Origin of the sequence: Jiella marina (genome assembly GCF_024359545.1) — a bacterium.
Classification (GTDB): domain Bacteria; phylum Pseudomonadota; class Alphaproteobacteria; order Rhizobiales; family Rhizobiaceae; genus Jiella.
In genome coordinates this window covers 26,926-43,559 of record NZ_JAKQZG010000019.1, presented here as the reverse complement: position 1 = coordinate 43,559, position 16,634 = coordinate 26,926, and the positions used below count along the sequence as shown (strand labels likewise).

The window sequence follows — 16,634 nt, the reverse complement described above, 5'->3', positions numbered from 1 at the left end:
GAAATCGTTCGCATCCAGGTCGCCAATGTCGACATTGCTCAGCGTCAGCGTGTTCGTTCCATCGGTAATGACCGCATTCGCTCCGACCTGGGTAAGGTGATTGGCGGAAAGATCGGCGAAATCGGTGATCGCCGTGACAGCCGACAGATCGATCCTCTCGGAGTTCCCCAGCGCGTCGAAGTCGGTGATCGTATCCCGGCCGAAGCCATTGGCGAAGACGAAGGTGTCGCCGTCGAGACCTCCGGTGAGCCTGTCGTTGCCCGAGCCGCCCTCGAGCATGTCGCTCCCGGCGTCTCCCAGGAGCGTGTCATTGCCGTTGCCGCCGAAGAGGCGATCGTTACCGCCGAAGCCGCGGAGATAGTCGAAGCCGTTCTCGCCGCGCAGGATGTTGGCGAGACCGTTGCCAAGCAGCGTGTCGAAATAGGCCGATCCCACCAGCGCTTCGATGCCGGTGATCGTGTCGCCCTCCGCATCGCCGCCGATCGTGTTGCCATTGCGCAGGTCGACCGCGACCGCCGAACCGGAGCTCTCGTAGTTCGCCTGGTCGTAGCCGTCGCCACCGTGGATCTGGTCGGCACCGGCGCCGCCATTCAGGATGTCGTTGCCATCGCCGCCCAGGAGCTGGTCGTTGTTCGCTCCACCATATAGCATATCGCTTCCGGCCTCACCGAGCAGTCGGTCGCTGCCGGCATCGCCGATGAGCGTATCGTTGCCGTTGCCCCCGAAGAGCTGATCGTTGCCGGCGAATCCGCGCAGATAGTCGAAACCGTTTTCGCCGCGCAGGATGTTTGCGACGTTGTTGCCGAGGAGCGTGTCGAAATAGGCCGAACCGACCAGGGACTCGATGCCGGACAGCGTGTCGCCGGCCGCATCGCCGCCGATCGTGTTGCCGTTGCGCAGATCGACCGCCACGGCCGAACTGGAGTTGGCGTAGTTCGCCTGGTCGTAGCCATTGCCGCCGATCAGCTGGTCGGCGCCGGCGCCGCCCTGAAGAATGTCGTTGCCCTCGCCGCCGTCGAGAATGTCAGCGCCGACATCGCCGAAGATCTGGTCATTGCCGTCACCGCCGAACAGCCGGTCATTGCCGCTAAAGCCGCGCAGGACGTCGGCTCCGCCTTCGCCGCGCAGGATATTGGCGACGTCATTGCCGAAAAGCGTATCGACATAGGCGGACCCGACCACGGCCTCGATATTGGCCAGCGAGTCGCCCGTGGCATGCCCGCCGGACGCGGAACCATTGCCCAGATTGATGGTGACGCCGCCGTTCGAGCCCTCGTAGTTCGCCTGGTCGAAGCCGTCTCCACCATCCATCTGATCGGCGCCGGAGCCGCCGATCAGGATGTCATTGCCGCCATTGCCGTTGAGGATGTCATTTCCGGCGAGACCGAGGATCCGGTCGTCGTCGATCGTGCCCTGGAGCGTGTCGTCGCCGGCGCCGAAGCCAAAGGCGGAAATTCCGTCCTCGTTGAAGCTGGATGTGATGACGAAGGTGCCATCGCCCACGGTCGCAAATGCGTTGGAGAGGGTCTCGTCCAGTGCCACGCCAGACGTGTCGAAGGTGGTCGAAATGTGGGACAGAGAACCGTCTGCCGCGACGCTGAAAATCGACAAGGCCTCATCGTACCGTCCGGACGCCGCGAGAAGGACCTGGCCATCCACTTCGAGAATGGAGAGACTGGAGACTCCGTCGAGGCCGAGCGCGGACGTGTCATTGATGTTGAAGACGTTGATCAATTGGCCGGATGCCGTCACCTGGAAGACACTGATCCCGTCGTCTTGACGTCCGCCGACAAAGAGGTAGGCCTGACCGCCGATTTCGTGGGCCGCGACGCTGAGAGGAGCATAGAGTTCGAGCGTCCCATTGTCGAAAGCACTGTCGGTGAAGGTCAGATTTCCGCTGGCGTCGAGGATGAAGGCGGAAACGCCATCCTCTTCAAATGCTGCCACGAACACGAACGTCGTGCCGTTGGAGGTGACGGTGGCGACTCCGTTGGCTCCGTTGAGGGCATAGGCGGCGTTCTCGGCGTTGTCGACATTCGCGGTGTTGGTCAGAGTCCCATCGGCGTTGATGCGAAAGACGCTGACGCCGTCATCGACACTGCCGGACGCGATGAGGAAGCTGGTTCCTCCGACCTCGATGATACTGGTTCGACCTTCGGTGCCGTTCAGTTCAAGAGTATCGTCATCAAACACCGCATCGACATACGAGAGAGAGCCATTGTCGGCGACGCTGTAGACCGTGATACCGGCGTCACCATAGGCATTGACGTAGACGAACGTCCCGCTTGGCAGCGCGACAGAGGAGATGTTTGAGGCATTGAGAAGGGCCGTGGCGTTTCCATCCCCCAAGGTCTGGACGAAGTCGAACTGCCCGTCTGCCGTGAGTTCGAAGACCGAAACTCCGCTGTCATACCAGCCGGCCACATAAACGTAGGTACGTCCGGCGATCGAAAGCGAATGGAGCCCGAACGCGCCGTTCATGGCGAACGAGCCCTCGCTGTCAAACACGGTATCGGTCAAGCTCAAGCCGCCAAATATCGTCGCCATTCCGAAGCTCCCGACGCGTAAAAAGGATAATAATGACGTAAGAGTTGCACAATCGGAAGGCGATTAAAAGCACTCAATCGGGCTCAAGGTGCAATTGCCCAGAACTCCATTCGGATCCCTTCCTTAGGCGGGGACAAGCGTAGATGCCTGTTCATGTCCAGGATCCATCCGTGAATGACGTCGCCAACCTACCGCCGTCGCCGCGTCGGGGCGTGGAAATCCGCAGGCTTGCCGGCAATCCAGCGCAGGAACGAACGCAGTTCCGGTCGCTTGGCGAGGTGTTCGCCCGAAGCGGCGATCCGGGCGAGTTCGACGTTGGAGAAGGTTGCGTGGATCGTGCGATGGCAGATCGGATGGACCGGCACGACCTCTCGCCCACCTCGGCTCTTCGGCAGGGGATGATGCCATTCGACGCGCCTTCCCAAAGGCCGGGCGCAGAGCCAGCATGAGCGGGGCTCGACCGGCGGGGGATTGCTCGGGATTTCTGGGCGGCGTCGGGCCATGGGCCAGTCAGATAGGAATGGCGCCCGAAGTCTTCGAGGCGGGCTGCGGGCACAAGCCGACCAAGCGAGCCCGCAGTGGAAATCCCGAGCAGGGGGCTGCGGAGCGCATCCGGCTCGGTGCAGTGCCCCGCCGCGCAGAGACGGAGCACGCCGGCCCAAGCCCGCTGTCGGCAGCCCTTCGACGCCAGTCCGACGGGCCGGATTTCGCTCAGTCTGCGAGAACGCGCTTTTCGGCGACCGAGCTGTCTTCCTTCAGGCGATAGATGATCGGCACGCCGGTGGCGATCTCCTCGGCGACGATCTGGTCCGGCGTCAACCCGTCGAGCGCCATGACGAGCGCCCGCAGCGAATTGCCGTGGGCGGCGACCAGCACCGTGCCGCCGGCCATCACCCGCGGCAGGATGGTGTGGATGTAATAGGGCCAGACGCGGGCGCCGGTGTCCTTCAGGCTCTCGCCCCCCGGGGGCGGCGTGTCGTAGGAGCGGCGCCAGACATGCACCTGCTCCTCGCCCCATTTCTCGCGGGCGTCATCCTTGTTGAGCCCTGAAAGGTCGCCATAGTCACGCTCGTTGAGCGCGACGTTCCGGGTTGTCTCGAGACCGGTCTGGCCGAGTTCCTCCAGCATCAAGGAGAGCGTCCGCTGGGCGCGGCCCAGTTCGCTGGTGAAGGCCGTATCGAAGGTAAAGCCTTCGCCCTTCAGCTTGCGACCGGCCGACTTCGCTTCCTCGACACCCTTTTCCGTCAGGTCCGGGTCCTTCCAGCCGGTGAAGAGGTTCTTCAGGTTCCACTCGCTTTGGCCGTGGCGGACGAGGACGAGGATGCGGGACATCGAGGGTGCCTTTCGACGGGTCTCAAGAGAGGATCGGGAGTCGTTCTATATCGCGTCCGGCGAGCGAAGCGCAGCCCTTCCCGTCAGAGACCGAGAACGTTGCGCATGGAATAGAGCCCGGCGGGCTTGTCGGCGGCCCACATTGCGGCGCGGACGGCGCCGCGCGCGAAGATCGCCCGATCGCCCGCCATGTGCTTGAGTTCGATCCGCTCGCCTTCGCCGGCCAGAATCACCGAATGCTCGCCGACCACCGAGCCGCCGCGCAGCGTGGCGAAGCCGATCGTGCCGGTTTCGCGCGGGCCGGTGATGCCGTCGCGGGTTCGCACCGCCTGTTCCTGCAGGGAGACGTTCCGCCCCTTGGCGGCGGCCTCGCCCAGAAGCAGGGCCGTGCCGGAGGGCGCATCCACCTTGTGCTTGTGGTGCATCTCCAGAACCTCGATGTCGAAGGCCTGCGGATCGAGGGCGCGCGCCGCCTTTTCGACCAGCACGGCCAGCAGATTGACGCCGAGGCTCATATTGCCGGATTTGACGATCCGCGCGCCGTTTTCGGCGGCTTCCGCGATGCCGGCCTCTTCCTCCGCCGAAAAACCGGTGGTGCCGATGACGTGGACGAGACCGTTCCTGGCCGCCTGTTCGGCGAAGGCCAGGGAGACCGCCGGGGTCGTGAAGTCGACGATGCCATCGGCTCCATCGAGTGCTGCCGAGCGGTCGCTCGTCACCGCGATGCCGTTTTCGCCGATGCCGGCGAGTGTGCCCGCGTCGTTGCCGAGCGCAGCCGACCCTTCGCGTTCGATCGCGGCGTGAAGCGAGACGCCCTCGGCCTCTGAAATGATCGAGACGAGCGTTCGCCCCATCCGACCGGCGGCTCCGAGAACGACAAGCTTCATGACGGTTCTCCCTGTCCTGGGCGGTGCCTTTTCGGACTCACCGCCTAGCCGTTGCGAGATCGACCGGGCGGCGGTCATCACGGGTCTGCAATCCGTAAAAGCGCGCGTAGAGACCGTCGGCGCGGTCCAGAAGCTCGCGGTGGGTGCCGCGCTCGGCGATCTGGCCATCCTCGACAACAAGGATCTGGTCCGCGCCGGTAATGGTGGAAAGCCGATGGGCGACGACCAGCACCGTGCGGTTCTGCATGGCCGCGTCGAGCGCCGCCTGCACCAGTGTCTCGGATCGCGTGTCGAGGGCGGATGTCGCTTCATCCAGAAGCAGAATCGGAGCGTCGCGCACCAGCGCTCGGGCGATCGACAGCCGCTGGCGCTGGCCACCGGACAGGGTCATGCCGTTCTCGCCGACCGGCGTGTCGTAACCCTGTGGCGCGGCGAGGATGAATTCCTCGGCCTGTGCCTGGCGCGCGGCCTCTTCGATCTCGGCGTCGGTGGCGTCGGGGCGCCCGAGCCGGATGTTCTCACGGATCGTGCCCTCGAACAGATAGGGGGTCTGCGGCACATAAGCGATCTTGGAGCGCAGCGAGCGCTTGGTGACCTGCCGGATGTCCTCGCCATCGACGGTGATCGCCCCCTCGGACACGTCGTAGAAGCGTTGCAGAAGCGCGATGATCGTCGACTTGCCGCCGCCCGAAGCGCCGATCAGTGCCGTGGTCTTGCCGGCAGGCGCGACGAAGGAGAGGCCGCGCAGAACAGGCTCACCCGGATAATAGCCAAAGGAGACGTCGTCGAAGACGATCTCGCCTTTCTCGATCGTGAGGTTCCGGGCATCCGGCGCATCGGGCTGCCGCGGCTCCATGTCGAGGATCTCGTAGATCATCGAGGCGTTCACGAGGGCACGCTCGAGCTGAACCTGCAGCTTGGCGAGACGGCGCGCCGGATCATAGGCAAGCAGCAGAGCCGTGATGAAGGCGAACATCGAGCCCGGCGAATAGCCGTAGACCACGGCCCGGTAGCCGGAATAGGCGATGACGCCTGCAATCGCGAGGCCCGCGACTATTTCGGTCACCGGGGTCGTGCGTTGGGTGATGCCGGCGATCCGATTCGAGCGCTGCTCGGCCTTGAGGATCAGCCTTTCGACGCGATCGCGCAGCGGCTCTTCCATGGTGAAGGCCTTGACCACGGTGATGCCCTGGGCCGCCTCCTGCATCGAGGCCAGCACTCTGGCATTGATGTCGATGGCCTCTCGGGTGGCGACGCGCAGTTTCCGCGCCAGCCCTCCGATCATCAGGGCGATCGGCGGACCGGCCAGAAGCGCGATGCCCGACAGGATCGGATCCTGATAGATCATGACGAAGACCAGGAAGACCAGGGTGAGGACGTCGCGGGCGAGCGAGGTGATCGTGAGATTCAGCGTGTCCCGGATGCCCGAGACGTTCTGGTTGATCCGGGCTGCGAGATGGGCGGAGCGGTTCTCGGCGAAGAAATCGACCGACAGCTCGGTGATGTGGGCAAACAGCCGTCTCTGATAACGCGCGACGATGTTGTTGCCGATGCGCGCCAGAATCACGCCCTGGCCATAGGTGGCCAGCCCGCGGATCGAGAAGGTGATGAAGACGATGATCGGCAGCGAGACGATCGCCGCCCGGTTCTGCTGGACGAAGATCTTGTCGATGACGTCGCGCATGATCCAGGCGAGAAACGCCGTCGCGCCGGCGACCGCGACCAGACAGAGGATCGCCATGGCGTATTGCCGGATGAAGACGCGGCCGTTCTCGCGCGCGATGCGGCCGAGCAGTTCGACCACCAAGCCGCGACGTTGGGGCGCCCTCAGAGAGATTTTCTTCTTTTTCGTCACGCGTTCGGCCGGTTGCCTGCCCGTCTTCGCAAAGACCCATGAAGGGCGTGTGCCCTGGATCGGGGCAAGGCTTATGCCCTTTCACCTCTTCTCCGCAACAGGCCGCGATGTCGAGTCTGCGAAGGTGTTGCCGACGGGCAAGCCTTGTCGGGCGGCGCGAATGCAACTTGCGTGACCGCTTTCTGAAATCATTCCAAACAACGAGCCAATATCTTTCATGTTGAGAGCAAGAATATTTTCTTGTTCGTCTTGGAATCGGACGCCATCCCCTGCAAAAGGACATGTGTGGTGTCGCCTCCGCCGAAGCGTGGCGGATCGCGAGACGATCGGAAAATGGAAAAGGTATCGAGCATGTATATCGCGATGAATCGCTTCAAGGTTCTGCCGGGTGCGGAGGAAGAGTTCGAAGCGCTCTGGCTGAACCGCGAATCGCAGCTCAAGGAGGTGCCGGGCTTCGTGGAGTTCCACATGCTGCGCGGGCCGGAAGGTGAGGATCACCGGCTTTACTCTTCCCACACGGTCTGGGAAAACGAGGATGCCTTCGTGGCCTGGACCAAGTCGGACGCCTTCCGTATGGCTCACGGCAAGGCGGGCGGCACGCGGCCGCTTTATGCGGGTCATCCGAACTTCGAAGGATTCGAGGTGATCCAGACGATCGGCAAGGGCGCGTAAGCGCCCTCAATCCTTCCAGGGGAGAACATGGTGCAGTCTGAGGTGGATTTCGCCGCCGCAATCCGGACGATTCCGGACTATCCGTCGCCTGGCATCATGTTTCGCGACATCACGACGCTTCTCGCCGAACCGCAGGTCTTCCGGGCGGCGGTGGATGCGCTGGTCGAGCCCTACAAGGATTCGGGCGTCGCCCTCGTCGCGGGCATCGAGGCGCGTGGCTTCATCCTGGGCGGGGCCTTGTCGCATCAGCTTTCGGCCGGATTCGTGCCGATCCGCAAGAAGGGCAAGCTGCCCCATGAGACGATCCGTGTCGCCTACAGCCTGGAATACGGCGTGGACGAGATGGAGATGCATCGCGACGCGGTGAAGCCCGGTACGCGTGTGCTCCTGACCGATGATCTGATCGCTACCGGCGGAACCGCCGAGGCGGCGGTCAAGCTCCTGCGGGAACTCGGAGCCGAGATCATCGGCGCCTGTTTCGTGATCGATCTGCCGGAACTCGGCGGCCGCCGCCGGCTGGAAGCGATGGGGGTCAGCGTTCAGACCCTCGTCGCCTTCGAGGGGCATTGACCGCGTCGCGCGAGAGCGACTCGACCTCATTAGGAAACAAGGGGCGCGGATCCGAAATCCGCGCCCCTTGTCGTTTCGGGAAAAGAAGTGGTCCTTTGGCTCAGCAGCCCGAGGCCGAGAGATAGGCCATGCGGTTTTCGACCCGGTCGAGGCTGACAGAGCACCCGTCGCCGAGATCGGCGGACTCACCGCTCGCCACCTGCTGCCGGCCACTTCCGACGATGTAGAGCGTGGCGCCGCTGTCGGTGACGGAGGAGACGAAGACCTTGTGATCGCCGAAGGTCTGGGTCTGGCCGGTCTCAAGCCCTTCGCCCGACGAGGAGGCCGAGGCAGTCTCGCTCGTCTGGCCTTCGCCATTCGAGCCGGAGGACGCGGAATCGTTGTTGTCCGACGCTTCGGAAGAGGCGGCGTCATCCGATGACCCGGCGTCGCTCGCCGCATCCTGCTGGCTGCTTTCCGTTGCCTCGCCCGAAGAGGCGCCGGCATTGTCGCCGCCACTCGTGGCCGCTTCGCCTTCACCGCCGCAGCCGCTCGTCGACAGGCTGGCCCTGCGGCCCTCCACGCTTTCGACCGTCACGGTGCAGCCGTCACCGAGATCGATGCTCGATCCGACCTCGAGCGTCTGCCGGTCGCTCGGGCCGACGACGAACAGCGTGGCGTTGTTGTCGCCGATGCCGGAGAGAAAGACCCGCTTGTTGCCAAAGGTCGCCGTCTGGCCGGTCTCAAAACTGTCGCCACTGGCCGAGCCGCTCGATGCGGCCTGTTCGCTTCCGCTTGCGGCCTCATCGGATCCTTCGCCAGACGACTGGTCCGCGGCAGCAGTTTCGCCCTCTTCAGACGTTTCGCCCGAGGAAGAGGTGGCGTCCTGGTCGCTACCAGCCGACTCGTTCGACTGCTGCGAAGACTGGGCCTCCTGGTCCGAGCTCGAATCGTCCGCGTTCTGGGCGGCCTGATCGTTGGACGAACCCTCGCCGCCGCATCCCGAAGCCGAAAGCGCTGCCATGTTGTTCTCGACGCTGTCGAGGGTGATCGAGCAGCCATTGCCGGCGTCGAGGCTGGAGCCCACCGAGACATTCTCGCGGGAGCCGCCGACGACCATCAGCATGGCGCTGTCTTCGCGGATACCGGACACGAAGACGCTGGTGTCGCCAAACTGCGCGGTGCCGCCGACCGGCGTCATGCCGTCCCCGGATCCGTCCGAGCCCGAGGAGCCGCTGGAAGCAGTAGCACTCTCGCTGCCTCCGGAGTCCGAGGCCTGACCGCCGGAAGCGGAACCCGACGTGGCCGCCGCTGCTGCGGCACCCTGGTCCGTCGCACCCTCATCGCTGCCGGAAGCCTCAGCCGCCTGTTGCTGATCGCTGGAGCCGCCGCTGGATTCGGAGGATCCGGAAGCCGCGGCTGCCGTGCTTTCGCCAGCGCAACCATCCGAGGAAAGGAAAGCCGCTCCACCGGCCGTGCCGGCCAGCGTGACCGAGCAGCCATCGCCCACATCGACGGAGTCGCCGCTCGAGACCTCCTGCGCGTCGCCGTCACCGGCGGCGATCTGCGCCGAACCGTCGGAAACCTCCGCAACGCTGACGCGGCCGCTGCCGAAGAGCGCCGACTGGCCAGGCAGCAGGATCGCACCGGAAGGACCGACCTGTTCGGCGAGCGAGCCCATGCCGCTGCCGGAATCGGACTGTGCGGCCGGCTCGCGCTCCGCCATCTGGCTCATGCTCTCCTGAAGCTGCGCGATCTCGCTCTTCAGTTCCTCGATGCCGCCCTCAACGTCGCCGCCGGCCTGATCGGCCTGGGCCTGAACGGCGTTGGCGAGCTCGCTGGTGCGGGTTTCGACCGTCTGGGCCAGGGTCTCGATCTGCGATTGCAGCCCAGCCACCGCCTCGCTGACGCCGGTATCGGTCTGGTCCAGCCGGGAGGAAACCTCGTTCGACATGGACTGCATGCCGGTCTGGATTTCGGTCACCGGGGCCTGCAACGAGGCAACCTGGCCTGACACCTCATCGCTGACGTCGTCGATGTCGGGGCCCAGCAACCAGCCAATGAAAAGACCGACCAAACCCGCCACGACGATCGGAATGAATTTCGAACCGCCCATGCAAACAATCTCCCGGCAAATCAAGCAGGCCCTGAGAGGAAGCGGCAGCGGCCTCGTTGTCAACCGTCGAGGGCGTCAAAGCAAGATTTTTTGCACGACGTCTGGAAGCACAAATCGCGTGACTCATAATCCCGACGTTTCGAAAAACTCGGCTGCGGATCGGGCAGGCATGCCTCCGCATGGCGAGGCTTGTCACCAGCTGCAGCGAGCGGGACGGGGACATCGCGATGTCCGGTCCCACACCCTGGGGGTGAAGCTCTGCGCATGAAAGGGGTGGGATGGGACCCGAGCTCTCCGTCAATCTCAACGCCATCGCCATGCTGCGAAACCGGCGTGATCTGCCGTGGCCGAGCGTCACCGGTCTCGGGCGCATCGCGCTTCGATCCGGCGCCCATGGCCTGACCGTCCATCCGCGCCCGGACCAGCGGCATATCCGCTTCTCCGACCTGCCGGAAATCCGCCGTCTGATCGACGAGGAATTTCCCGAAGCCGAGTTCAACATCGAGGGCTATCCAAGCGAGGAGTTCCTGGATCTCGTCCGCGCGGCGCGGCCGGAACAGATCACCCTGGTGCCGGACGACCCGTCGCAGCCGACCTCCGATCATGGCTGGGACTTCATGGCGCAGGCCGACTATCTCAAGCCGATCGTCGCTCAGTTGAAGGGCCAGGGAGCGCGTGTTTCGCTCTTCGCCGACGCCGATCCCTCGCAGATGGAGGCGGCCGCCGCGACGGGTTGCGACCGGGTCGAACTCTATACCGGCCCCTATGGCGCGACGCATTCGGACCCCGAAGCGGCGAGGGCGGAGATCGCAAGGCTGGGCGAGACCGCCGATGCCGCTTTCGCGAACGGTCTCGGCGTCAATGCCGGCCACGACCTGACGGTGGCCAATCTTCCGCCCCTCGTCGCCCGCATCCCGAAGCTCGCGGAAGTCTCGATCGGCCATGGGCTGACCGCCGACGCACTGGAATACGGCATGGCCGAGACCGTCCGTCGCTTCGTGCGGGCCTGTGGGCACTCCGGATAGGGACGTTCGCCACCTCCGCCGAACATCGTCGCCCGCCGAAGGATGGTCGACAGCCGGCCAGCAATTCAGGCCGCGCCTCCGCGAGGAACCGCCCCATATGCCATCCCGTGCGAGGTACCGCAGGAATACTGGGCGGGCGTAGCAGAGTAGCGCAATGGTGGTAGGCGGTCGCGACCGGACGGACGCATGAGTGAGACGCTGGCGGAAGGCCCGGGCGGTGAAAAAAGCCATCCGCCCGTGGGGCCGATCTTTCGGCGCATCGGCTTCGAGGCCGCGCCGCTGCTCCTGTTCTTCATAGGCTACAAGTACTACGACTTCATGACGGCGACCGCGATCTTCATCGCCGCAGTGGTGGCCGTCACCGGCCTTTCCTGGTTTCTGGACGGCCGTTTTCCCGTTCTCCCCGCCTTCAGCTGCGCCATCGCCCTTGCGACCGGCGGACTGACGCTCGTGCTGGAGGACGAGACCTTCATCATGGTCCGCCCGACGATCATCAACGGCCTTTATGGGCTGGTGATCCTGACGTCTGTCCTCGTGGGACGTCCGCTTCTGGCCTATGTGATGAAGGGCGCGCTGGAACTCGACGATGCCGGTTGGCGGGGTCTGAGCTGGATGCTCGCCCTCTATCTCCTGTTCCTGGCCGGGCTCAACGAGGCCATCTGGCGCACCCAGTCGACGGAACTCTGGGTCGACTTCAAGGTCTTCGCCCTGATCCCGCTGAACATCCTGTTTGTTCTCATCCTCTGGCCCTATGCCAAGCGCCATTTCCGAAATGGCGGCCAAGCTTAGGGATCTGCACCGTCTGAGGGACCCGGTTCGACTTGCCAACTGCGTCGTCGGCCGGGAGGATCGCAGCCCCGCCCGCAGGACACGACGAAGAAAAGCCACCGGCCGCGGGATCACGAGATCCGCTACCGATGGCTCGTGCTTTTAAAGCCAGGAGGCGGCCAGGCCATGAGGCCCGGCCGCAAGATGGGCCTCAGCTTTGCTTCTTTGCTTCGTCGCGGCCGGCTTCCTCGGCTGCCCGTCCAACGGCCGCCGCGCGTTCGGCCAGTGGCTTGCTCTCTCCGGAGGAAGCAGGCTTGAGATTCTGGTGTTCGGCTTCCTGTGAGGCGGCATCGTAGCTTCTGCGAGCAACGGTTTCCGCCTTCTCCATCGCATGGTGCCCCTCGGCCTTGGCGCGCTCACGGGCCTGGTCGCTCGCATCGCCGAACCACGCGTCCTCCTGCCGGGTGCGCGGCATTGCAGAGGCGATCGCCAGTCCGACCCCTAGCGCCAGCGCGCCGGCGACGAACGGCTCGTCTCTCAGGAAGGCCGCGGCTCGACGGCCGCCATCGGCCAGGCGTTCTTCGGAATATCGGGCGCCACGATAGGCCGAACTGGCGCCGCGCCCGGCCGCGTCGCGGGCGTCATGCGCGCCCTGCCGGACAGAGTGGCCAGCCGAGCTTGCGGCATGACCCGCCGAAGCGCCGGCACGGGCAGCCGAGCTTTTCGCGGAAGCGGCGGTTTCGGAAACCGAGCCGGCCGCCGAACCGAGCCTGTCGCCCGTGTGACTCCCGTGGCTCTCGGCTCGTTCTTCCGGCGGGAATGCCTCATCGAACCGGTCATAGTGGCGATCTTCGCGCCAGCGCTCGAAACGATCCACCGTTTCGGAGCCGCGGGCGCGCGCGCCGCCTCCCATGAACAGCCAGGCAAACCCAGCACCGATCATGCCCAGAGCCAGCGGATTGTCCCTGACCTGCCGGCCGAGATTGCGTGTGGCTTCTGCGCCATGACCCTGCTGGAAAAGATGGCTTGCTTCGTCCACGAGCTGGCCAAGCGACAGCTTTCCGCGAATGGCGTCGAGCGTCGAGTCGAGGTTGGAGCGATGAGCCTCGGCTTCCTGCTCCAGACGGTCGGTTTCCTTGCTCATCGGGCCTGCTCCTTGACGAATTCCGTATCCTTGCCGAACTGGCGGGCCGTGCGGTTCGGCGTGAGGCTACTGGGCTCGAGGTTCTTCTTGCCCTTGTAGAGGAGTGCCGCACCGATTACCGCGATGACGACGCCGACGAGAAGGGCGGCCCAGGCATTACCGATGACATCGCCCAGCGCCACGATCAGCGCCTGGGCGAGAACGAAAAGCGCGACCAGAAGACAGATCGCACCGGCGGCGAGAGAACCTGCGCCCGCTTCGACCTGCGCCACCTTGTCGGACATTTCCGTGCGGATCATCCGTATTTCGGTCTGGACGAGTTCGCTCGTCTCTCGCAGGGCGTTGAGGACGAGATCCGGCAGGGATCGTCCGGAGTTCGGATCAGCGCTCATTCTGGTCTCCATTGGTGATATCACTGGGGCGGGAACGTGCCGGGGATTGCGGAGACGCCAGCGTGGAGCGGGCATGCGAGTCGGTTGTCGACGTGGCTCCACCGGACACGGAAGCGACACCGCTTGCCGACGTAGTGGTCGGCGGGGCCCCGCTTACGCTTGCCGGAACGGGCTCATGTGCCGGACGTGGGCCGGACGGCCGTGCGGGGTCACGCCATTCGTCTTGCGACCTGCCGGAATTTGAACCAGTCGAGTGGCTGCTCCCGGACGCGCGATCGTCTTCGCTCGAAGCCTGGACGAAACGTCCCAGAGCGAGGCCGGCAAGCGCCATCCCCGCCATGAAGACGACGGGTCTTTCGCGGCCGAAGGCGGCCACCGAGCGGGTCAGTTCCCCGACGTCGCGCCCGCCGATATTGCGTGAGGCGTGCTCAAGCCCACCTGCGACCTCGCGCACGAGCTGGGACGCCATGGACTGGTCGCGCTCTCCAAGTTCGTCCGAGGCCTTGCGCACGGCCGCTGCAAAATCTTCGAGATCGGAAGAGACCGTCTGTTTGGCCTGATCGGCGCCCTGATAGGCACGATCCTTGGCCTGGTCTGCGAAGGCTCGGGCGTCGGCCTTGGCGTGCTCGCGCGCGTGCTCGCCTTCGTGACGCGCGGCGCGGGCTTCTTCGTCCATCCGGCTCTTGAGCCGATCATGGTCGGGCCCGGATGAGCCGGGGGTGTTCGAGGTGTCGGACATGGATTCTCTCCCTATGCCAGTCCAAGGAGCGACAGGATCACAAGCACGACCACGATCAGTCCGATGAGATAGATGATGCTGTTCATCACATGCTCCTGTTGGGGGAACGGGCTTGATGCGCCCGCATATTTCCGCATTCATGCAAAGGTGCGGCAGAACGCGCTTGATTGGCGTGGCGAGCGGTTGTGGTCTTTGCGCTGGAATGGCGGTTTTCGTATCCGCCTCACCGTGTCGATCCGACGGGGTCTAAAGGTTTGGCGCTAAGCCCGCCCTCGGCCCCTTCGATCGCTTTCGCCGCCACTGCGCGACGTCAGTCCTGAGGGTTGTGCAACAGTCCTGTGCGACCTTCTGTTCCGGGCAAAGTCCAGTCGTGACCAATTACCTGCCGGGTCGAAAGAGCCTTGAAGCGGCCGCTCGAGCATCGGACGGAAAAGCGGGCTCGGAGCTCCAAGGAAAGAGGGAGCATCCTTCCGCTGTGCCAAAAGCCGCCGCCAACCGCATCGGTGCGGCGCGCGTGTCTATCAGGATCAAAACCGGACCGGAGAAGGGGCGTCCGAGTTTCTCCAGCTGGCGGACCAGCGAGGCACTTGAAACGGTGGCGGCGAGCCGCTAGAGAGCTGTACCGTAACGTACGGTACGATTAACCCGGCGAGACGAATGTCTTTGGCAAAGCCCCATGCGGACGACAGCAAACAGGGAACGGTTGCTCCGACGCCGCGCCAGCGGGCGGTGCTCGATGCCGCGCTTGGCCTGCTCGTCGATCCGAAGGCAGCGCTCACCATGACGAGCGTCGCAAAAGCAGCCTCCTGCTCCAAGGAATCGCTCTACAAGTGGTTCGGTGACCGCGAGGGGTTGTTGACCGCCACCGTCCAGTGGCAGGCGGCCAAGGTGCGCGCCGTGCCGCTGGCCCGCGAAGGTATCGACCTGGCGGTGCTTCGGGCGAGCCTTGAGCATTTCGCCACCGACTGGCTGACGGTTCTGTCCGGTGATACCTCCGTCGCACTCAACCGCCTGGCGGTGGGTGAGGCGGGCGGGGCGGGTCACCACCTCGGAACGATCGTGCTGGAGAATGGCCCTTACGCCATGGGCCGGCGGCTGGAGCCGGTGCTGGCGATCGGGCGCGAGGCGGGGCTTCTCGAATTCGACGACGGAGAGGCGGCGTTCCGCGACTTCTTCGGCCTCGTCGTGCGCGATGTGCAGATCCGGCTGCTTCTGGGCGATCCCCTGAAGCTCAGCGACGACGAAATCCGCAGCGAGGCCCGCCGGGCCACGCGGCAGTTCCTCACCCTTTACGGGGCGAGCCAGGGGTCGGAAACGGCCAAACGCGGACCGGCCCGTCCGCATGGCGAAGACGGGCCACATGACCGAGACAACCCACACAAACCAAACGGGAAGGAATGACACCCATGCGCGTCTATTACGATCGCGATGCCGATCTCAATCTCATCAAGTCGAAGAAGGTCGCCGTCATCGGCTATGGCTCCCAGGGCCGCGCCCATGCACTGAACCTCAAGGATTCCGGCGCTCCGAACGTCGCGATCGCGCTGCGTCCGGGCTCGGCGACGGCCAAGAAGGCCGAGGCCGACGGCTTCAAGGTCATGACCGTCGCGGAGGCCGCCGCCTGGGCCGATCTGATGATGATGGCAACGCCGGACGAACTCCAGGCCGACATCTACAAGAACGAGATCGCCCCCAACATCAAGGACGGCGCCGCGATCGCGTTTGCCCATGGCCTCAACGTTCATTTCGGCCTGATCGAGCCGAAGGCGACCGTCGACGTCCTGATGATCGCGCCGAAGGGCCCGGGCCACACTGTGCGCGGCGAATATCAGCGCGGCGGTGGCGTGCCCTGCCTGGTCGCGGTCCATCAGGACGCCTCGGGCAACGCGCTCGATCTCGGGCTCTCTTATGCCTCGGGCGTCGGTGGCGGCCGTTCCGGCATCATCGAGACGACGTTTCAGGAAGAGTGCGAGACCGATCTCTTCGGCGAACAGGTCGTTCTCTGCGGCGGTCTGGTCGAGCTGATCCGCGCCGGCTTCGAGACGCTGGTGGAAGCCGGCTACGCGCCGGAAATGGCCTATTTCGAGTGTCTCCACGAGGTGAAGCTGATCGTCGACCTCATCTATGAGGGCGGCATCGCCAACATGAACTACTCGATCTCGAACACGGCCGAATGGGGCGAGTACGTCTCCGGTCCACGCATCATCACGCCCGAGACCAAGGCCGAGATGAAGCGCATCCTCAGCGACATCCAGACCGGCAAGTTCACCTCCGAGTGGATGCAGGAATACCGTTCGGGCGCGGCCCGCTTCAAGGGCATCCGCCGCCGCAACGACAAGCACCAGATCGAAGAGGTCGGCGAGAAGCTGCGCGGCATGATGCCGTGGATCAAGAGCAACGCTCTGGTCGACAAGGAACGCAACTAGTCTCCCCGGACCGGGCGCCTTCCGCCCGATCCGCGCCTTCGTCTCGCTTTGCTCGTCTTCGCGGCTTTGCCGCCGCGGGCGGGTGGGGGCTCGAGGCGAGCCCCGCCGACGAGGAGCATGGAGAAGCTGCGGAGCCCGGCCGCCGGACAACATCATCGCATCGGCCCGGAAATCGAGATCGG

Annotated in this window: 15 protein-coding genes; 6 read left to right on the top strand and 9 right to left on the bottom strand. The window is 64.7% G+C overall.

Going from position 1 to position 16,634, the window contains the following annotated elements:
- The 5 genes from MF134_RS22620 to MF134_RS22600 all read right to left on the bottom strand — a co-directional run.
- Positions 1-2,547, bottom strand: a 2,547-nt coding sequence (locus MF134_RS22620; protein WP_255341655.1) for a beta-propeller fold lactonase family protein, incomplete at its 3' end; no start/stop codon positions are given.
- 188 nt (positions 2,548-2,735) lie between these two features.
- A complete protein-coding gene (locus MF134_RS22615) occupies positions 2,736-2,912 on the bottom strand; it encodes a hypothetical protein (RefSeq protein ID WP_255341654.1) in 177 nt (58 codons plus the stop codon).
- Between the two features lie 346 nt (positions 2,913-3,258).
- A complete protein-coding gene (locus MF134_RS22610) occupies positions 3,259-3,879 on the bottom strand; it encodes a 2,3-bisphosphoglycerate-dependent phosphoglycerate mutase (protein ID WP_255341653.1) in 621 nt (206 codons plus the stop codon).
- Between the two features lie 83 nt (positions 3,880-3,962).
- On the bottom strand, positions 3,963-4,766 hold the full coding sequence (gene dapB / locus MF134_RS22605) for a 4-hydroxy-tetrahydrodipicolinate reductase (RefSeq protein ID WP_255341652.1): 804 nt from the start codon (positions 4,764-4,766) through the stop codon (positions 3,963-3,965).
- A 37-nt stretch (positions 4,767-4,803) separates the two neighbouring features.
- On the bottom strand, positions 4,804-6,573 hold the full coding sequence (locus tag MF134_RS22600) for an ABC transporter ATP-binding protein (protein WP_304363866.1): 1,770 nt from the start codon (positions 6,571-6,573) through the stop codon (positions 4,804-4,806).
- A 399-nt stretch (positions 6,574-6,972) separates the two neighbouring features.
- Between MF134_RS22600 and MF134_RS22595 the strand changes: the two genes are divergently transcribed.
- Together MF134_RS22595 and MF134_RS22590 are read left to right on the top strand one after the other, a co-directional pair.
- Complete coding sequence (locus MF134_RS22595) at positions 6,973-7,293, top strand: antibiotic biosynthesis monooxygenase family protein (protein ID WP_255341651.1); 321 nt, start codon at positions 6,973-6,975, stop codon at positions 7,291-7,293.
- A gap of 27 nt (positions 7,294-7,320) precedes the next feature.
- The gene (locus MF134_RS22590; protein WP_255341650.1) at positions 7,321-7,863 is read left to right on the top strand and encodes an adenine phosphoribosyltransferase; all 543 of its coding nucleotides are present in this window, start codon (positions 7,321-7,323) and stop codon (positions 7,861-7,863) included.
- A gap of 100 nt (positions 7,864-7,963) precedes the next feature.
- Here the strand turns inward: MF134_RS22590 and MF134_RS22585 are convergent, their stop codons facing one another.
- On the bottom strand, positions 7,964-9,958 hold the full coding sequence (locus tag MF134_RS22585; protein WP_255341649.1) for a hypothetical protein: 1,995 nt from the start codon (positions 9,956-9,958) through the stop codon (positions 7,964-7,966).
- 278 nt (positions 9,959-10,236) lie between these two features.
- Here MF134_RS22585 and MF134_RS22580 point away from each other — a divergent pair, with 278 nt between their 5' ends.
- Both MF134_RS22580 and MF134_RS22575 read left to right on the top strand, forming a co-directional pair.
- Positions 10,237-10,983: a pyridoxine 5'-phosphate synthase gene (locus tag MF134_RS22580; RefSeq protein WP_255341648.1), complete on the top strand. Its 747-nt coding sequence runs from the start codon at positions 10,237-10,239 to the stop codon at positions 10,981-10,983.
- 186 nt (positions 10,984-11,169) lie between these two features.
- The gene (locus tag MF134_RS22575; protein WP_255341647.1) at positions 11,170-11,772 is read left to right on the top strand and encodes an inner membrane-spanning protein YciB; all 603 of its coding nucleotides are present in this window, start codon (positions 11,170-11,172) and stop codon (positions 11,770-11,772) included.
- A gap of 190 nt (positions 11,773-11,962) precedes the next feature.
- Here the strand turns inward: MF134_RS22575 and MF134_RS22570 are convergent, their stop codons facing one another.
- Genes MF134_RS22570 through MF134_RS22560 form a run of 3 tightly spaced genes read right to left on the bottom strand, consistent with a single transcriptional unit; the run spans position 11,963 to position 14,026 of the window.
- On the bottom strand, positions 11,963-12,895 hold the full coding sequence (locus MF134_RS22570; RefSeq protein ID WP_255341646.1) for a hypothetical protein: 933 nt from the start codon (positions 12,893-12,895) through the stop codon (positions 11,963-11,965).
- The gene (locus MF134_RS22565) at positions 12,892-13,287 is read right to left on the bottom strand and encodes a phage holin family protein (RefSeq protein ID WP_255341645.1); all 396 of its coding nucleotides are present in this window, start codon (positions 13,285-13,287) and stop codon (positions 12,892-12,894) included. The genes MF134_RS22570 and MF134_RS22565 overlap by 4 nt, the downstream gene beginning before the upstream one ends.
- On the bottom strand, positions 13,277-14,026 hold the full coding sequence (locus MF134_RS22560) for a hypothetical protein (RefSeq protein ID WP_255341644.1): 750 nt from the start codon (positions 14,024-14,026) through the stop codon (positions 13,277-13,279). The genes MF134_RS22565 and MF134_RS22560 overlap by 11 nt, the downstream gene beginning before the upstream one ends.
- 657 nt (positions 14,027-14,683) lie before the next feature.
- Here MF134_RS22560 and MF134_RS22555 point away from each other — a divergent pair.
- Positions 14,684-15,427: a TetR/AcrR family transcriptional regulator C-terminal domain-containing protein gene (locus MF134_RS22555; RefSeq protein ID WP_255341643.1), complete on the top strand. Its 744-nt coding sequence runs from the start codon at positions 14,684-14,686 to the stop codon at positions 15,425-15,427.
- Positions 15,428-15,432: 5 nt separating this feature from the next.
- Complete coding sequence (gene ilvC / locus MF134_RS22550; protein ID WP_255341642.1) at positions 15,433-16,452, top strand: ketol-acid reductoisomerase; 1,020 nt, start codon at positions 15,433-15,435, stop codon at positions 16,450-16,452.
- Positions 16,453-16,634 lie beyond the last annotated feature (182 nt).